The 14,881-nt window shown below is 49.8% G+C and carries 14 protein-coding genes; 3 read left to right on the top strand and 11 right to left on the bottom strand.

Annotation, left to right across the window (positions count from 1 at the left end; translation table 11 throughout):
* Window positions 1–166: 166 nt before the first annotated feature.
* The gene (locus tag P1P89_18905) at window positions 167–1,156 is read right to left on the bottom strand and encodes a hypothetical protein (GenBank protein ID MDF1593583.1); all 990 of its coding nucleotides are present in this window, start codon (window positions 1,154–1,156) and stop codon (window positions 167–169) included.
* Window positions 1,157–1,532: 376 nt separating this feature from the next.
* On the opposite strand from P1P89_18905, the gene P1P89_18910 reads away from it, so the two are divergent.
* Genes P1P89_18910 through P1P89_18920 form a run of 3 tightly spaced genes read left to right on the top strand, consistent with a single transcriptional unit; the run spans window position 1,533 to window position 4,272 of the window.
* Window positions 1,533–2,324, top strand: a complete 792-nt coding sequence (locus tag P1P89_18910; protein MDF1593584.1) for a 3-oxoacyl-ACP reductase FabG — start codon at window positions 1,533–1,535, stop codon at window positions 2,322–2,324.
* A 25-nt stretch (window positions 2,325–2,349) separates the two neighbouring features.
* Window positions 2,350–3,300, top strand: coding sequence for a DUF6282 family protein (locus P1P89_18915; GenBank protein ID MDF1593585.1), 951 nt, complete (start codon window positions 2,350–2,352; stop codon window positions 3,298–3,300).
* 45 nt (window positions 3,301–3,345) lie between these two features.
* On the top strand, window positions 3,346–4,272 hold the full coding sequence (locus P1P89_18920) for a tripartite tricarboxylate transporter substrate-binding protein (GenBank protein MDF1593586.1): 927 nt from the start codon (window positions 3,346–3,348) through the stop codon (window positions 4,270–4,272).
* Window positions 4,273–4,497: 225 nt separating this feature from the next.
* Here P1P89_18920 and P1P89_18925 read toward each other — a convergent pair whose 3' ends face one another.
* The 10 genes from P1P89_18925 to P1P89_18970 all read right to left on the bottom strand — a co-directional run bounded on the left by P1P89_18925 (window position 4,498) and on the right by P1P89_18970 (window position 14,547).
* Entirely contained in the window at window positions 4,498–5,499 is a 1,002-nt protein-coding gene (locus P1P89_18925; protein MDF1593587.1) for a tripartite tricarboxylate transporter substrate-binding protein, read from the bottom strand.
* Window positions 5,496–6,242, bottom strand: a complete 747-nt coding sequence (locus tag P1P89_18930; GenBank protein MDF1593588.1) for a hypothetical protein — start codon at window positions 6,240–6,242, stop codon at window positions 5,496–5,498. Before P1P89_18930 ends, P1P89_18925 begins: the two co-directional genes overlap by 4 nt.
* An 80-nt stretch (window positions 6,243–6,322) precedes the next feature.
* Entirely contained in the window at window positions 6,323–6,814 is a 492-nt protein-coding gene (locus P1P89_18935; protein ID MDF1593589.1) for a tripartite tricarboxylate transporter TctB family protein, read from the bottom strand.
* Window positions 6,811–8,310 (bottom strand): tripartite tricarboxylate transporter permease, encoded by a 1,500-nt coding sequence (locus P1P89_18940; GenBank protein ID MDF1593590.1) that lies wholly within the window; start codon window positions 8,308–8,310, stop codon window positions 6,811–6,813. The genes P1P89_18935 and P1P89_18940 overlap by 4 nt, the downstream gene beginning before the upstream one ends.
* Window positions 8,311–8,368: 58 nt before the next feature.
* Complete coding sequence (locus P1P89_18945; protein MDF1593591.1) at window positions 8,369–9,340, bottom strand: tripartite tricarboxylate transporter substrate binding protein; 972 nt, start codon at window positions 9,338–9,340, stop codon at window positions 8,369–8,371.
* A gap of 48 nt (window positions 9,341–9,388) precedes the next feature.
* Window positions 9,389–10,813, bottom strand: a complete 1,425-nt coding sequence (locus P1P89_18950; GenBank protein MDF1593592.1) for a UbiD family decarboxylase — start codon at window positions 10,811–10,813, stop codon at window positions 9,389–9,391.
* Between the two features lie 57 nt (window positions 10,814–10,870).
* Window positions 10,871–11,422: a cupin domain-containing protein gene (locus P1P89_18955; GenBank protein MDF1593593.1), complete on the bottom strand. Its 552-nt coding sequence runs from the start codon at window positions 11,420–11,422 to the stop codon at window positions 10,871–10,873.
* A gap of 15 nt (window positions 11,423–11,437) precedes the next feature.
* The gene (locus tag P1P89_18960; GenBank protein MDF1593594.1) at window positions 11,438–11,980 is read right to left on the bottom strand and encodes a cupin domain-containing protein; all 543 of its coding nucleotides are present in this window, start codon (window positions 11,978–11,980) and stop codon (window positions 11,438–11,440) included.
* Window positions 11,981–12,038: 58 nt separating this feature from the next.
* The gene (locus P1P89_18965; protein MDF1593595.1) at window positions 12,039–13,037 is read right to left on the bottom strand and encodes a tripartite tricarboxylate transporter substrate-binding protein; all 999 of its coding nucleotides are present in this window, start codon (window positions 13,035–13,037) and stop codon (window positions 12,039–12,041) included.
* 544 nt (window positions 13,038–13,581) lie between these two features.
* On the bottom strand, window positions 13,582–14,547 hold the full coding sequence (locus tag P1P89_18970; GenBank protein MDF1593596.1) for a DMT family transporter: 966 nt from the start codon (window positions 14,545–14,547) through the stop codon (window positions 13,582–13,584).
* Window positions 14,548–14,881: the final 334 nt, after the last annotated feature.

A 14,881-nucleotide genomic window follows, 5' to 3' on the forward strand; every position in this document is an offset into this window, starting at 1 on the left:
CTCTGCCTGTTGCCGCTCAGCGCAAAGGCTGGGGGGCGTGTTCGGAGCACAGTAACCTTTGGTTACGGCTCCCACGGAGGCTGTCTCCGGGCTGACCGTCGACAAATGCTGAAGTGACAAGGGCTCTCCCCATGGGCGTTTGTAACGAAACTCCCCGACCCCTGAACTAAACGACATATGAGCTTTGAACCGACTTGGGAAACAATTCCTCCGGTTTTAACCGGCGATGACAGACCCCCTGTTCATAGGTATATTGCAGAAAGGCTTCCAGCGTCGTCCGGTTCGGCGAAATCCCATAGGGCCAGTAATCCCTGCCGAAAATCTTGACGGCGCGGTTGGCGAATTCAAACCCCCAGGGGATCGGAAAGCGCGTGGCCGAAACATCCAGCGCCCGTTCAATGCTCCGACGCTTGGCCTCTTCAAAGGCCTTATACAGATTCATGGCCACCCAGGGGTGCCGCTGGAGAACCTCCGCCCGGATAACAATGATATGCATGATGGGAAATATGCCGGTATCCTTCCAGTAAGCCTCTTCCACCGGCATGAAATCCGGAAACAGCCGAATGATTTCCGGGTTGCCGTCAACAAAGGCCTGGGGAGGGCGGGCCGTCATCACGACATCCAGATCTTTTGAAAGCAACAGGTCCGTTAATGAACGATCGGGCACCGGGGTGTACCGCACCCCGGCCGGAATTTTTAAGGCAACTTTCTCAGCCCGGCCCGGATCGTTGACGCCGGCCTGATACCAGTCGATCTTTTCCAGGGGAATACCGATCTGATGCACCAGGTACCCGCGCGTATAGACCGACGCAGTCTGGGCCCATTCGGGGATGCCGACTTTTTTCCCGGCGAGATCCTCCGGTTTTCGGATACCGCCGTCCCGGTGAATATAGATCGAACTCAATCGAAATGCGCGTGAATGGAAAACAGGGATTGCGACCAGGCTGTTATCGTCCTGGGAAACCAGCGAGACGTATTTGGCAAATGATATTTCAGAAACATCCCATTCTCTGAACTTTATAAAACGGAAGAATATTTCTTCGTGAACGAGATTCAGGTAGGTAATTTCAATCCCTTCCGCCCTTACGGTTCCTGTCAGAAAATCCTTCACATGGTCATAATCGCTGATCGCAACGCTGAGGTGAACATTTTCCATTGAGTTCTCCTTTCAGGCAATAGGAGTTTACCCTGTTGCTGCAGGGGTTAGATAACGATCGTAACGACTGACAGGTGGGCGCTTAAATTTCTGGCAGTATAAAAAGACAAGATATATGTGTCAAGCTAAATGCGGTTCCGGCACGAAAGACCTTAAAGGATTGTGTGTTTGCTGAACGGAAGTCCACCTTAATTAGCATTATCAGTTTTTTTAAAAAATAATCATTGAAAATACGCTAAAATATAGCTAATAGTTTTTTAAAGATGCTTTAGCGTCATTTTTTGTCCTGCGAACGATTTCTTCCGGATTGTCTGAAGCCGTTCCGGCTTTTTTCCAATATTGATCAATCACTTTGCATTAGAGGAGGAAACTGACCATGCCTGCTGAAATACTGAGACTCAAAGACAAAGTCGCCATTGTAACCGGCGGCGGCTATGGAATCGGACGGGCCTATGCTATGGGAATGGCTGCTGAAGGGGCCAAGGTCGTCATTGCGGATATCAATCTGGACGCCGCCCGGAAAGCCGCTGCCGACATCCAGACGGCCGGAGGAGAGGCCTTGCCGCTAAAAATCGATGTGTCCAGTGAAAAGAGCACCCTTGAAATGGCTGAAAAAACCAAGGAACATTTCGGTCGCATCGACATCCTGATCAACAATGCCGCCATTTTCGGCAGGGTCAAGATCACACGCGTACCCTTCTACGAGCTTGATCTGGAAGAATGGGATCGCGTTTTTGCGGTCAACCTCAAAGGAACGCTGTTATGCTGCCGGGCGGTTTTCCCCCAGATGAAGGCCCGGCAGAGCGGCAAGATCATCAACATTTCTTCATCGGGCGTTCTTTTTGGAAATCCCAACTACGTCCACTATGTCGCCAGTAAAGCCGGCATCATCGGCCTGACCCGCAGCCTGGCCCGCGAATTGGGCGCATACAACATCAATGTGAACTGCCTGCTGCCCGGTGCAACCGTCACTGAAGACCCCAACGATAAAGAAGCCATGGAACGTCGCCTCAAGCGGTTCGAAAACAACCTCCTGCCGAAACGCTGTTTAAAACGCGTCCAGTATCCCGACAGTCTCGTCGGCGCGATCATATTCCTGGCATCGGCGGAAAGTGATTTCATGACCGGTCAGAGCATCGTCGTAGACGGCGGTGACATGCTACACTAACAGGCTGTTAAATGGAGAAACCCCCATGTCAAAAAGCATGAATCGCGAAAACATCGCAAAGGTTACTGAAACCAAAAGGGTCAGCCCCCTGCTCCAGGGCGCCATCGATATGCATTACCACGGCTATCCGGAAATCACCCTGGGCGTAAAGGCCCGTCTGGAAGATGTGGAGATGCTTAAAATGGCCCGGAGCATGGGGATGCGGGGGATCGTCATCAAATCCCAGATGTGGCCCAGCACCGGCCGGGTGTATCATTTGCGTCGACTCGTCCCGGGTATCGAGTGTTTCAGCAGCATTGTTTTAAATTCCGTGGTGGGCGGTCTTAGCCCCTGGGTGGTGGAAGCGGCCGCCCGTCAGGGCGCCAAGGTGGTCTGGCTGCCGACCTGGAGCTCAAGCTATAAACTGGGAAAAGGCGGTTTTGCCACGATGATGAAAACCTGGTTCCCGTCGCTTCAATTTGAACCCGGATTGACCTGCGTCAACGCTTCCGGAAAAGTGACACCGGACGTGCAAAGTATCGTCCGGCTGGCAAAAGAGATGGACCTGGTCCTGTGCACCGGTCATATTTCTCCGGAGGAAAGCCTGGCCGTCGCCAAAGAAGCCGAACGCATCGATTTTTTAAACCTGATTTTTACGCACCCCCTCTCCAGCGGCGTGAGCGCCACCCTAGAGCAGGCAAAAGAAATGACCAAGCGGGGGGCCTTTGTCGAACTGGTCGCCATCAATATTTTCTATGGCAGTGTTCTGGACAAGATGCTGGACTTCATTTCCGAACTGGGTCCGGAGCATTGCATCCTCAGTACCGACACCTTTATGGAATGGCCGCCCCCGGGTCCTGAGTTTCTGCGCATGTTTGTCGGCCGCTTGCTGGTTTCCGGTGTTGACGAGAGCAGCTTAAAAATCATGGTCCGGGACAACCCGGCCAAACTGCTGGGTCTGCCGGCTAAATTTGAACAGCATTGGGACCATGATTGATGACGCTTTTATCAAAAAACGGGGCCATGAATCGACTGGATGAATATGCCGCGATCTTTATTTAGAAATAAAGACCTGTCATTGATTGTGGCCACCCGTCCGGTCGGCAATTACGACATCTACGGGCGGCTGATCGCTGCCACCCTCGAAAAATTTCTTCAGGCAAATAAAATCAGTATCAGAAACATCCCGGGCAATGGAATGATCGACGGCGCCAATGCCATCTATCGGTCGCAGCCTGACGGCCTGACGTTCGGCACTTTCAATTCCGGTCTTTTGACGGCCCAGCTTGCCGGTACAAAAGGAATTCAATTTGTTCTGGAAAAATTTACCTGGCTGGCCAACGCCACTGTTACCCCACGACTGCTGGCAGTGCGGGCAGACCTTCCCCAACAAACCATTGAAGATCTCCAAAAGTCCGGAAAACCGCTGATGATCCCCAGTTCCGGAATCGGGGGTTCCGCCTATAACGACGGCATGCTGTTACGAAATATTTTAAACTTGAATCTTGAAATTATTCCCTACTACGGCGGCGCTCAAACAACCGAAGCCCTGCAAAAGGGTACGGTAAACGGACGAATCGGCTCCTATGCCGCCGTTATGAAAGACATAAAAAAGGGCCTGCTGCAACCGGTGCTGCAATGGGGAGCAAAAGCCCCAGATCTATCAACAGTTCCATTTTTGACAGATCTGGCATCGCCGCCGATGAAAAGCCTGGTGGCACTCATGGATGCGATGGCTGCCATCGGAAGACCGTTTGCCGCCCCTCCCGGTGTACCGGAAGAGCAAAAACAGTTTTTGCGAAAAGCCTTTCAAGAGACCCTCCAGGATAAAGGCTTCCTGGAATCCGCAAAAAAGGCCAAACTTCTGATCCATTTTCAGTCCGGGGCTGAACTGGAAGCAATGATAATCGCTGCCCTAACTCAGGACAACGAAACGGTCAGTACCTTGAAAAAATTTTTACGACCATAGTGAAGCTCCCCGCGTTAAAACGCGGGGCATCTTAAAGGGCTTGGAGGGGGATTACATCCCCCTTACCCCCGCATCGCATTCATCCCCGCCATGAATGGCGGGGTATTCTGCGAATGTTTCATAAAAATAAGGGAGCCTGTCTTCATGCCGGAGGAAACTTCCTGTTTCAACGCGTGAAAACACCTAAGCCGACCCCAACGCAATCTGTCCTCTCAACACTCCAGCCTAATTCTGAACGCCGTATGATTCTTTCAAAAGCTTGACAATTTCAGGCGGCTGATTCAGGGCATTTTTAACGAGTTTTTCGCCCTCTTCCGCGCCGATGAAAAGAATCGGCACGTCGATTTTTTTGGCCTGTTCGAGCAGTTCCGGGTCCTGGCATGCCTGTTTAAAGGCGTCCTGGAGTATCTTCAACCGGTCAGCCGGAATTCCGGGAGGACCGGCAACGGGACGGTTGAAACGGACCATGAACAGCATCAGGTCCACCAGACCGGCATACTCCTTGGGAGCAATATTCGGTAAAATCGGAATTTGCTCATAGCCTTCGACCGGTTGGTCATTGTTAAACATTAACGCCCGGGCTTCTTCCAAAAACTTCTTTCCCGAAGACCCCCAGGTCATAAAGGCGGCATCCAGTTCGCCCCGGATGATGGCCATCTCGCCTTCACCGCCGCCGTAGCCGGTTGAGATCACCCAGTTTTTGGCTCCCAGCATCTTTGCAACCAGCAACGGGTCCATGTAATCCATGCTGCCGACCCCTTGGGCGGCAAACCGGACCCGGTCCCCTTTGACTAAATCATCCAGGGTCTTATAAGGCGTATTTTTACCGACCATCAAAGAACGGATGCCGGAAGCACAGGAACCCAGCCAGCTTAATTTGCCGAGATCAAATTTCACCCCCTTGACTTCTGCAACCTGGGTGGCGATGAGGGATCTTGAAAACAGCGCAAATGTAAGCCCGTCAGGTTTTTTTTTGTATAACTGGTTGACACATAGCACGTGTCCTGCACCGGGCACATTTTTGACAATAATTTCGCTGCCCGGCAGGTGCTTCTTCATATAGACCGCAATCAGGCGGGCATAGGTATCAAAACCGCCCCCCGGCTTGGTGCCCACCATCAGGGTCAGGATCTTGCCCTCGTAAAACGGCTTTGCCGTTGCGTTATCAGCGGAGATAGCCATCACCAGAAACACAAGCGCTATTGCCAAAATGAAACTTCTTCTCATAGCGAACCTCCTTTTGAACCACATAAGGTTTTTAAAAGTGTTCCGTATCCATCAATTGTTTCACGAATCCCTAAAATGTGCAGGGCCGCCCAGATCATGGCCAGGCTGTTGCTCACCACCGGTTTACCGGTGTCGTTTTCCAACAGCTGCACCGTTTCAATCGTCGCCCAGCGCGAACACGGCAGGTATAGGCCATCGATGTCACCTTTAGCTTCGCCGGAAACTTTTTTTCCTATCCGATAAGACGCATAGGTGGGAAGATTGCCGATTTCCGTGTTTTTTCGTATTCCCAGCCCTTGGGCGTATCTGACAGTAAATCCGGCCTGTTCCAGAAACTGCGAAACGCGCCGGTTGTGTTCTTCTTCATAGGGAGAAGCAATCGCAAGTGATTTTAGCTTAAGATGACCTAATGCCATCTCAACGGTTTCCAGCGAGGCCAGCACCGGAACACCCGCGCGTTCCTGCAGTCGGCGGAAGATCTCCTTCCCCTTTTCATATCCCTGGGATGCAATCACCGGACCGCCGCCAACAAAAATAACATCCGCCCCTGTCTCAACCAGATCAAGGACGTTTTCCTCGATCCGCTGCAGCTGCTTCTCGATGTCGTTTTTGTCGATCTTTCGAATGGTCCCGGTCGTATTCAGCAACATGACTCCTTTAGGTGCGACCTGATAAAATTCATACACCAGGGTGTCGCCGCGTGAAGGTGAAACATGCCCGACTTTGGCGCGCCAGCCATACATATGTCATCAACTCCTTTTTATTATTTTTGTCGTTATGCGTTCATAAAATTGGGTTGAATCTAATGAAGAGAAAACGCCGATTAAACAATTCCGCCGAACAGGATGCCTTCAAACAGGGTATAATCCATAATGACCTGGAACAGCCCATAGATGAATACCCATATCATCGCCGTTATCGCCAGGGACATTGGCCAGGTCTGTTTTCCAAAAAATCTGACATAAACCATTACGCAGACCGGTACGGCAATATTAAAGCCCGCCAGAAACAACAGAACCGCAAAAAGCACCAGCCAGAAGACTGCGATGGTCAACCCTTTTTTTTCATCCCATCTTCCTTGGGGTTTTTCGCGCGCTACGATCTTGTCACGGGTAAACAAGTCGACTTCAAATAATTGTCTGAATCGCGGAAAAAGTTCTCCCAAAAAAATAATAAAACCTAAGATCAGACTGACGCATCCTACGATCACGGGAACCAGCCGGGTTTTCGGGTTATAAGAAAAACTTGTGATAAGCGCCGTCCCGACCAGGCAGACCAGCAACGCGGCGAAAATGATGCCTTCCTTCTTTTTCATGCGCCATCCTTTTGCTTGCCCTTTTGCCGGATGAAGGGAAGAATCAAAACCAGCAGCAGGAGGATAAATAATGTCAAGGGAAGCGGCCGTTTAAAGAAAACAAAATAATCACCCCGGGATACCATCAGGGACTGGAAAAAAGACACTTCCGCTAGTTTGCCCAGGACAAACCCGATCACCAGGGTGATGACCGGAAATCCGTTCCGCCGCATAAAATAGCTGAAAAACCCAAACATCACCGCCATCAGCATATCAATAATGTTGCCTCTGTTGGCATAAGCGCCGGTCAGGGAAATCGCGGCGACCACCGGGATAATGATGGACACCTCGATGAAAGAAACCCGGACCAAAAACTTTGCGGCCAGCAGCCCGAACGTGGAAGCTAAAACATTGGAAAAAACCAACCCCCAGATAATGGCCCAGACAATATCCAAATTTTCTTTGATCAGCAGCGGGCCGGGCACCAGCCCGTGAAGGATAAAGGCGCCCAGCAATACCGCCATCTCCACACTGCCCGGTATGCCGAATCCCACCGTGGGCAATAGCGATCCTCCTTCTTTGGCGTTGTTGGCCGACTCCGCCGCCACAACCCCTTCAGGGGTTCCGGTTCCGAACTTTTCAGGATGTTTGGACGTCTGCATGGCGACGGTGTAGGCGATAAAATTCGCCGTTGCCCCGCCGATACCCGGAATGATTCCAATCAGGGTGCCGATGGCAGAGCTTCTGAAAAAACAGACTTTATGCCTGAACACATCCTTGACACCTTCCCAGACTCCACTGATCTTGGTTTCAATCTTTTGCGTGGCAATTTTAGTCTTGCCCGTTACCGTCAGGTTGATCACTTCGGACAAGGCAAACATGCCGATCACAAAGGGTATCAATTCGATGCCGTCCCAGAAATACTGAATGTCGCGGCTGAATCGAATGGACCCGGTGATCGGACTCCTCCCCACGCTGGCCAGCAGCATGCCTAACCCACCCCCCAGCAGGCCTTTGATCATATTGCCGCGGGATGCGACAACAATGGAACTTAGGCCGAACAGGATAAACATCAAAAACTCCGGCGGGCCGAAAAGCATAATCGTCTGGCGCACTACCGGAATCAATGCGATCAATATTACCAGACCAAAAATCGCTCCCAGACCGGAAGCGGTTGCTGAAATCCCCAAGGCCCGTCCGGCTTCGCCCCGCTGCGTCATGGGGTAGCCGTCAAAACAGGTGGCGACATTGACGGCCGTTCCGGGTGTATTGATTAAAATGGCGCTGATGGATCCCCCAAACGGGTTGGCGCCCATGACGCCGGCATACAGAAACATGCCGGACATCGGGTCCATGCCGAACGTCAGGGGCAGCAGCAAACTGAGCCCCACAACGCTTGACAGGCCGGGCAGGCAGCCGAACAAAAGGCCGATAATCGTTCCCAGTGAAACATATAATAAATTCTGTAGTTCAAAGGCTTTAAATAAAGCAGACGTCATTGCCTCGAACAAACCCATAGCGCCCCCTTAGAAAAAAGCATCCCGGTAGAATTCATTATCCCAGTATGCTTTCAATCTATTTCAACAGGTCTTTGTACTGACCATAAACCCGTGTCATTTTATCTATTTCAGCCTTCATTTCCGCATCCATTTTCAGTTCCAGCGGCATGCTTGATTTCTGCGACCACTCCAGCAGCCCCTTGTCATTAAACGAATCGACCAGCGATTTTTTGAGAATATCCGTACGGTCTTTTGGCAGCCCGGGAGGCGCAAACAGCATCTTGTAGTCTTGAACCGCCGTCGCTTCCGGAACGCCCAGTTCCGCCACGCAAGGCACATCCGGTGTCAATTCATGCCGTTTGGAGGTAAATGTGAAAACGGGTCTTAAATCACCGCTTTCGATATATTTTTTGAGCTGCGTCAGGTTCAGCACGGCGCCGTCGACATCCCCTCTCATGATCGCCGGTATTATGGCAGAAGTTCCACCGTAGCCTGTCACCAGTTCGGCGTCAAAAGCCATGGTCTTACTGGCCACGAGCGAAAAGGAATACATGGACGCGCCCCTTGATGTTGTCCCCAGCCGGACGCCCTTCATCTTCTTTAAGTCATCATATGATTTTATCTTTGATTTGCTCGAAACAAACAGCGCCTGTTCGCTGACCGCGATCTGGGCCAGAGGGGTCAGCTTGTCGGGGTCAAAGCCGATATCCATGGTCATATTTGCCACGGCCATACCGGGATAGGCCGCCAGTCCGATGGTATAACCATCCGGCTTGGATTTAAAGACGGTACTGACACCGGTAATTCCGCCGGCGCCTGTGATATTTTTAGCCACCACATTGACCTTGTTGGGGAGATATTTCGACATCACCGGCGCTATTCTTCTGGAATAGGTATCGTATCCACCCCCGGCCCGTAAAGGTATGATCCAGAGGATGTCTTTTTCAGGGTAGGTTTCAGCGGCAACCGCATGGGTGATAATTGCCGATGCGATTAATAAAAGTGTCAGGACCCCGACCAGGAAGATTAAACAAGTTTTCCTTTTCATACTGCCCCCTCCTTTTATGTTTATCGGAATTCTTAATACCTCTAACAATTATTTAAAAAGTTTACGCCACTTTTCGTAAATCTCCTTGGCGTATTCCACGGGCGCACCGGTTGCCCGGGGAAAGTTTTCTTTTTCTTCATAAGGAATGCAAGCATCCACCAGGGCAAGCGATGTATAGTAGTTTTTATTCTTGTCAAAGCAGAGCGGGTCAAGGGGCGTGCTGCGCGATCGGTTGATAAACTCTATGTCGGTAGCCGGCTGGCAGCGGGTTGCCATGGCCCACAGCACTTCATGAATATTGGCCGGGTCGATGTCCTCATCCACCACCACCACCCAACGGCCGGCATACGCGCCGGCAGTGGTCTGGGCCGCAACATGAAGCACCTGGCGGGCATGCCCGTAATACCGTTGTTTGATCGATACGACATTGAAATATCGTGACCCTGCCTGTTCATAGCGCCAGACGCCTTTCACTTCCGGTATCCCGGCCGTCTCCAGCTCCTTCCAGAGCAGGGCGGATCGCATCAGCGATCTGAAATCAAAGGCTTTGTTGCGTATTTCATGCCGGGCCGTCAGAATGGGATCGTTGCGATGCAGAACGGTTTTGACCCGCATCACCGGCTCTTTCCTGCTGGAGCTGCCATAATAACCGGTCCATTCCGGAAACGGCCCTTCGGGTTTGTTGTCATCGGGATAACAATACCCTTCGATGACAATCTCTGAATTTGCAGGAATCGGCAGTCCGGTTTCCGGAGCTTCCACCACTTCGACCGGTTTCCCCTTTAAGCCGCCCACCAGCTCATATTCACTGATGCCGAAGGGGACTTCATTTCCGGCAAACAGCGCCAGACAGGGGTCCTGGCCCAGACTCACTGCCACCGGACAGGGCAGTCCTTTTTCCCAATATTTTTGCCGGATGATATTGGCGTGCTTCCCTGGAGATATAAAGAGCGTCGCGGATTTTTCATCGTAGAGCTGCATACGGTATGTCCCCAGATTGATGTAGCCGCTGTCCGGATCTTTCATGATGACGACATCCGAAGTACCGATATAGCGACCACCGTCAAACTCCGAAAACAGCGGGACCGGAAATTTCAACAGATTGACTTCGTCACCCCGGTATATGTTTTCCTGGACCGGTCCTTTTTTGACTTTTTTGATTGGAAGGGGTTTGATATTTTCGACTTTCTGGTGGGCAGCTTTTACCAGATCCACCAGGGATTCATACGCCAGCGGAATATCCATGGTTAAGGCCACCGCCCAAGGGGTGATCAACTCATGAAACAATACCCGGTATCCTTTTTCACAACCCGGTATATTTTCAAATAACAGGGTCGGCGTCTCCAGTCCTTTTTTCGTACAAAACAATTCAGCCAAGGTCCCCATTTCCTTATCCCAGTGTGCGCCCTTAATCCGAACCACTCTGCCCATCTTATCCGCTTTTTCAACCCAGTCTCTCAGATCCTTATGCATTTCAGTTTACCTCCAGGTAGATTTCTACGGGCTCTCGCCCGTGACACTTAATTTAAATCATCGCTTGTAATCCGGGGCCGGTTCAACCTGCTCCATCCAGTCAAAGCCCACGGCTTTTACAATCCGGTTGGTCGCCGAGATAAACCGGGCCGGTTTATCGTTATCGCCATTAAAGTGCTGGTGGGTCGTATAGGGGGGGATATAAACATAGTCGCCCTCCTCCCATCTAAATTTCTTGGGTTCTTTCTCCCAGTCCCAGGCATAGGTTTCCGTGCATTCGAATTTGACATCCCAATGCAGATCATACCCCTCTCCCTCCAATACGTATAATATCTCCTCCGACATGTGACGGTGTTTGCCGCTGGCGCCTCCCGGCGTTAAAAACTGCTGGTACAGGTCAATAGCGCATTCGCGGGTATTCATCTTTTCATTCACCATGTGTTTGATGCGGCCCTGGACGGAATCATCCCAGGGCATTTCTTCCGCCTTGACTACGTTTTTGCGATTTTGATATTCCGCTCTAAACGTTTTTGACTGCTCCAGAAACTCCTGATAAAAATTGGCGCGTTTATCACCTTTTACGGCCTTTTTAGCTTCTTCGTACTGCATGAATTCCCTCCCTTCTTAATCTTCCGCCTGATAATTTTCCCACCCCGGTTTGGGTTCCACGGACGGATAGGTCACATTTTTTTGAAACATCAGATGGAAAAAGAGAAACAGGGGTTTTGCCTTGAAAACAATGTAACGTGCCGGTTTTTCAGATTCATCATTGAAATGCTGATGAACACATCCGTTTTCTACGATGCAGACATCGCCCGCCTCCCAGTCATAGCGGATCTTTTCATGCACATCATAACCCTTGCCATCCAGGATGTAAAAAAGTGCGCTGTTCATGTGGCCATGTTTCTGTCCATAGGCGCCGGGGGCCAACACATCGATATGAGATTCAATTGTCTGGGTAATCGAAGCGGTTTTGGGATCTATGGCACGTTTATGGAAAAAAATCGGCCCGCCCTTAAAGGGTATGTTTTTGCTTTTATACACCCGGGGCTGTTTGAGAAGGTTCTCGTATATTTCAGCATATTTTCCCGAAAGTTCCCTAACAAATATCCGTTTTTTCTGCCACATGTCCCACTTTACTTCTTCGGTTTCGCTTTGAGGATTCATATCCCTTTGACCTCCTTTAATAATGATAAATCCATTCTTTCCTTCATAAGGTTCTCAATTATTTTCCATAGGCTTCTTTGATCAGTTTGACGACCTCTGGCGGTTGGTTTAATGCATTTTTGATCAATTTTTCACCCTCGGCGTATCCGATGTAATTAATGGGTCTCTTCATCATTTCGGCCTTTTTCAGCAATTCCGGATCGTGCCATGTTTTTCTGAAGGCCTCTCTTAAAACTGCAAGACGGTCCGGCGGAATATCCGGTGGGCCGGCAAAAGGTCGGTTAAACATCACCATGAAGAGCAGGAGATCGATGAGTGGCTGATATTCTTTAGCGACGATATCCTTAAGCAGCGGATATTCCTCATATCCCGATACCGGTGTATCATTGTTGAACATTAAAACTCTTCCTTCTCCACTTTCGATAAAACTTTTTCCATTACTCCATGAGGTAACAACCGCGTCAATCTCGCCCCGGATCATGGCCAATTGGTCTTCCTGCCCTGCGTATCCGGTAATAATTTGCCATTTTTCTGCCCCAAGCATTTTTGCGATCAAAACCGGATCCAAATAATCCGTCGTACCTATACCGGAAGCCGCAAACCGAATCCGTTCTTTTGACTTTATCGCTTCATCCAAAGTTTGATAAGATGTATGTTTAGCCACGACAAAGGCACGCGGATCAGATGCCGGTGAACCCAGCCAACTCATTTTGCTCAGATCAAATTTAACGCCTTTCAATCCTGCTACTTGGGTGGCAACCAGTGATCGTTCAAATGTTCCAAATGTCAGGCCGTTTGGTTTAGCTTCATAAATCAGATTGGTTCCAATGATATGACCGGCTCCGGGAACATTTTTGACGATGATGGTGCTGCCCGGCAAGTATTTTTCCATAGTCCCGGCCAGTAAACGGGCATAGGAGTCAAAACCGCCGCCTGGCTTTGTCGTAACGATCAACTGAATCACTTTACCTTCATAGAACGGTTTGGCATGACCGATTACAACGGGAATCAACACAGCTGCCCATACCACGATGATTAAAAAAAGTTTCCGTTTCATCACAACCCCTCTTTCAGTTTAAAATGTATTGATTATGTTGAAATAAAGGACCAGCCTCCCGGCCACAACTTAATTGACAAGCGTCACAGTTAAACAGATATATTTTGGGATTATCTATGTGCCAAGGTCGTCGTTTCTAAAAGCCCTTTACCTCACTGAAGATCTTACAATTTCAGAAGGAATCGAGCAATTCCGGCCGACATGGAAACACTATTATTTCAGGAAATAGAAATTCAAAAATAATTATGAAGATTTATCAGGGATTACCCTTATTTCCGTCACCGGCGCAAGTTTGATATAAGGGACACCTTTTTTTAGTCGGGCGAATCGCAAATGCCACCCGCGTCAGATTGGCACTTGCAGCAATTACTCTCCAAAGAGGAGAGGGATTTTCGGGCAAGATTTTCGGAAATTGCAGATAGCTAAATTGTAGCTATTTAATTGAATTTTTATACCCTTATCCCGGAGAATGTCAAGAGGTATTTAGTGCGGCGTTTGAGAAATAATGCCGCCCGGATTAAAATGACCGATTCAAACCATATTTTTACGAAAAGGCTGTCAATACCACTGTGGCGGAAATGATCAAAATGGCTCCTGCGACGATCTTCCAGGTTATCCGCTCGACTTCCCTGAGAAAAAACGCCGCCAGTATCAAAACAAATAGGGTGGACAAGGACGTCAGGGGAGACACCACCACAACAGTTCCATATTTTAGTGCCGCAAACAGAGACCATTGGGCCCCTACCTGAAGTATACCGGCAAATATGAAAATAGCCCAGGCGGCTTTGCGGTTTGAAATAGCGGGCGGCTGTTTTTTACTAAACACAGACAGCAACGGGGCCAACGCCAAAGCGCTGGCATTCTGAAACATGACGGCTACAATGGGGACCGGAATGGCGGTTATCCCCGGTTTTCTAAGAACGTGTGAGCCGCCATAGCAGAGGCCCGCCAGCAATGGAACAAACAAATCCTTCCGGGTCCATTTCTTGGAAATCTCACCGCCCTCTCTCTCAAAGCTGATGATGACCGTCCCGGCCATCATCATAGTCAGCCCCGTAATAATGGCTGGGGATAAACTTTCTCCCAGCACCATTACCGCTAAAAGCACCGAAAACAGCGGCTTGGACTCAAACAGGGTGGATGCAATGGAGGGTCCGACACGATCAATGGACGCATACAGAAAAAGTCTACCCAGGAATGGGCCTATAGCGCCGGCAGCCAAGAAAAACAATATTGCATTGTTCAAAAAATATTCGGGCGAAAAAACAAACAGGCATAGAATCAGTGAGGCTGCAAAACATGACAATAGACTGATGACGGCGGCATAAATGGGACTGGCGTATTGAAACCCTTTTTTAGTGATCACATTGGAAAGGGCGTATAAAAAAGCTGATAAAATCGCGTAGACAGGAGCCATATCACCCAGTTCATCGGCAACGGTAATGAAGAATTCTGCTGGTTTACAGAACGCCTCATCGTGTATAGCGGTTTCGGGACTATACAGATCCATGCACTGGCTGTCAAGAAATGCCCCTCGAGCAAACCGGCATTAAAGAAGAGATCTTTTTAAGACTTGGACCGATAAGCAGGATATTCGCCTGCGATTGGGGTTTGGATGGAACACTCCGGTTGACAAACCAAAACCCAATGTCTATGCTCGTGTTATTTTAAGGTCAGCCCCGTAGCCGTTTCTTTTTCATTTCCCACACGCCTGCAGGAGGAAATTAAACATGCATCTATATACGAAAATATATGAATTCGCAGCGACAGTCGGCGCCTTTGAAGGCTATGTATACGGCAAGAAGAAACTTGTCGCCGATGAACTATCCAACTGGGTCCAGAAT

Source organism: Desulfobacterales bacterium, from assembly GCA_029211065.1.
Classification (GTDB): Bacteria; Desulfobacterota; Desulfobacteria; order Desulfobacterales; family JARGFK01; genus JARGFK01.

Excerpts from the sequence above, each read along its gene's own strand:
- P1P89_18905 (MDF1593583.1), bottom strand. The coding sequence starts at position 1,156 with ATGGAAAATGTTCACCTCAGCGTTGCGATCAGCGATTATGACCATGTG.
- P1P89_18910 (MDF1593584.1), top strand. The coding sequence starts at position 1,533 with ATGCCTGCTGAAATACTGAGACTCAAAGACAAAGTCGCCATTGTAACC.
- P1P89_18915 (MDF1593585.1), top strand. The coding sequence starts at position 2,350 with ATGTCAAAAAGCATGAATCGCGAAAACATCGCAAAGGTTACTGAAACC.
- P1P89_18920 (MDF1593586.1), top strand. The coding sequence starts at position 3,346 with ATGCCGCGATCTTTATTTAGAAATAAAGACCTGTCATTGATTGTGGCC.
- P1P89_18925 (MDF1593587.1), bottom strand. The coding sequence starts at position 5,499 with ATGAGAAGAAGTTTCATTTTGGCAATAGCGCTTGTGTTTCTGGTGATG.
- P1P89_18930 (MDF1593588.1), bottom strand. The coding sequence starts at position 6,242 with ATGTATGGCTGGCGCGCCAAAGTCGGGCATGTTTCACCTTCACGCGGC.
- P1P89_18935 (MDF1593589.1), bottom strand. The coding sequence starts at position 6,814 with ATGAAAAAGAAGGAAGGCATCATTTTCGCCGCGTTGCTGGTCTGCCTG.
- P1P89_18940 (MDF1593590.1), bottom strand. The coding sequence starts at position 8,310 with ATGGGTTTGTTCGAGGCAATGACGTCTGCTTTATTTAAAGCCTTTGAA.
- P1P89_18945 (MDF1593591.1), bottom strand. The coding sequence starts at position 9,340 with ATGAAAAGGAAAACTTGTTTAATCTTCCTGGTCGGGGTCCTGACACTT.
- P1P89_18950 (MDF1593592.1), bottom strand. The coding sequence starts at position 10,813 with ATGCATAAGGATCTGAGAGACTGGGTTGAAAAAGCGGATAAGATGGGC.
- P1P89_18955 (MDF1593593.1), bottom strand. The coding sequence starts at position 11,422 with ATGCAGTACGAAGAAGCTAAAAAGGCCGTAAAAGGTGATAAACGCGCC.
- P1P89_18960 (MDF1593594.1), bottom strand. The coding sequence starts at position 11,980 with ATGAATCCTCAAAGCGAAACCGAAGAAGTAAAGTGGGACATGTGGCAG.
- P1P89_18965 (MDF1593595.1), bottom strand. The coding sequence starts at position 13,037 with ATGAAACGGAAACTTTTTTTAATCATCGTGGTATGGGCAGCTGTGTTG.
- P1P89_18970 (MDF1593596.1), bottom strand. The coding sequence starts at position 14,547 with ATGGATCTGTATAGTCCCGAAACCGCTATACACGATGAGGCGTTCTGT.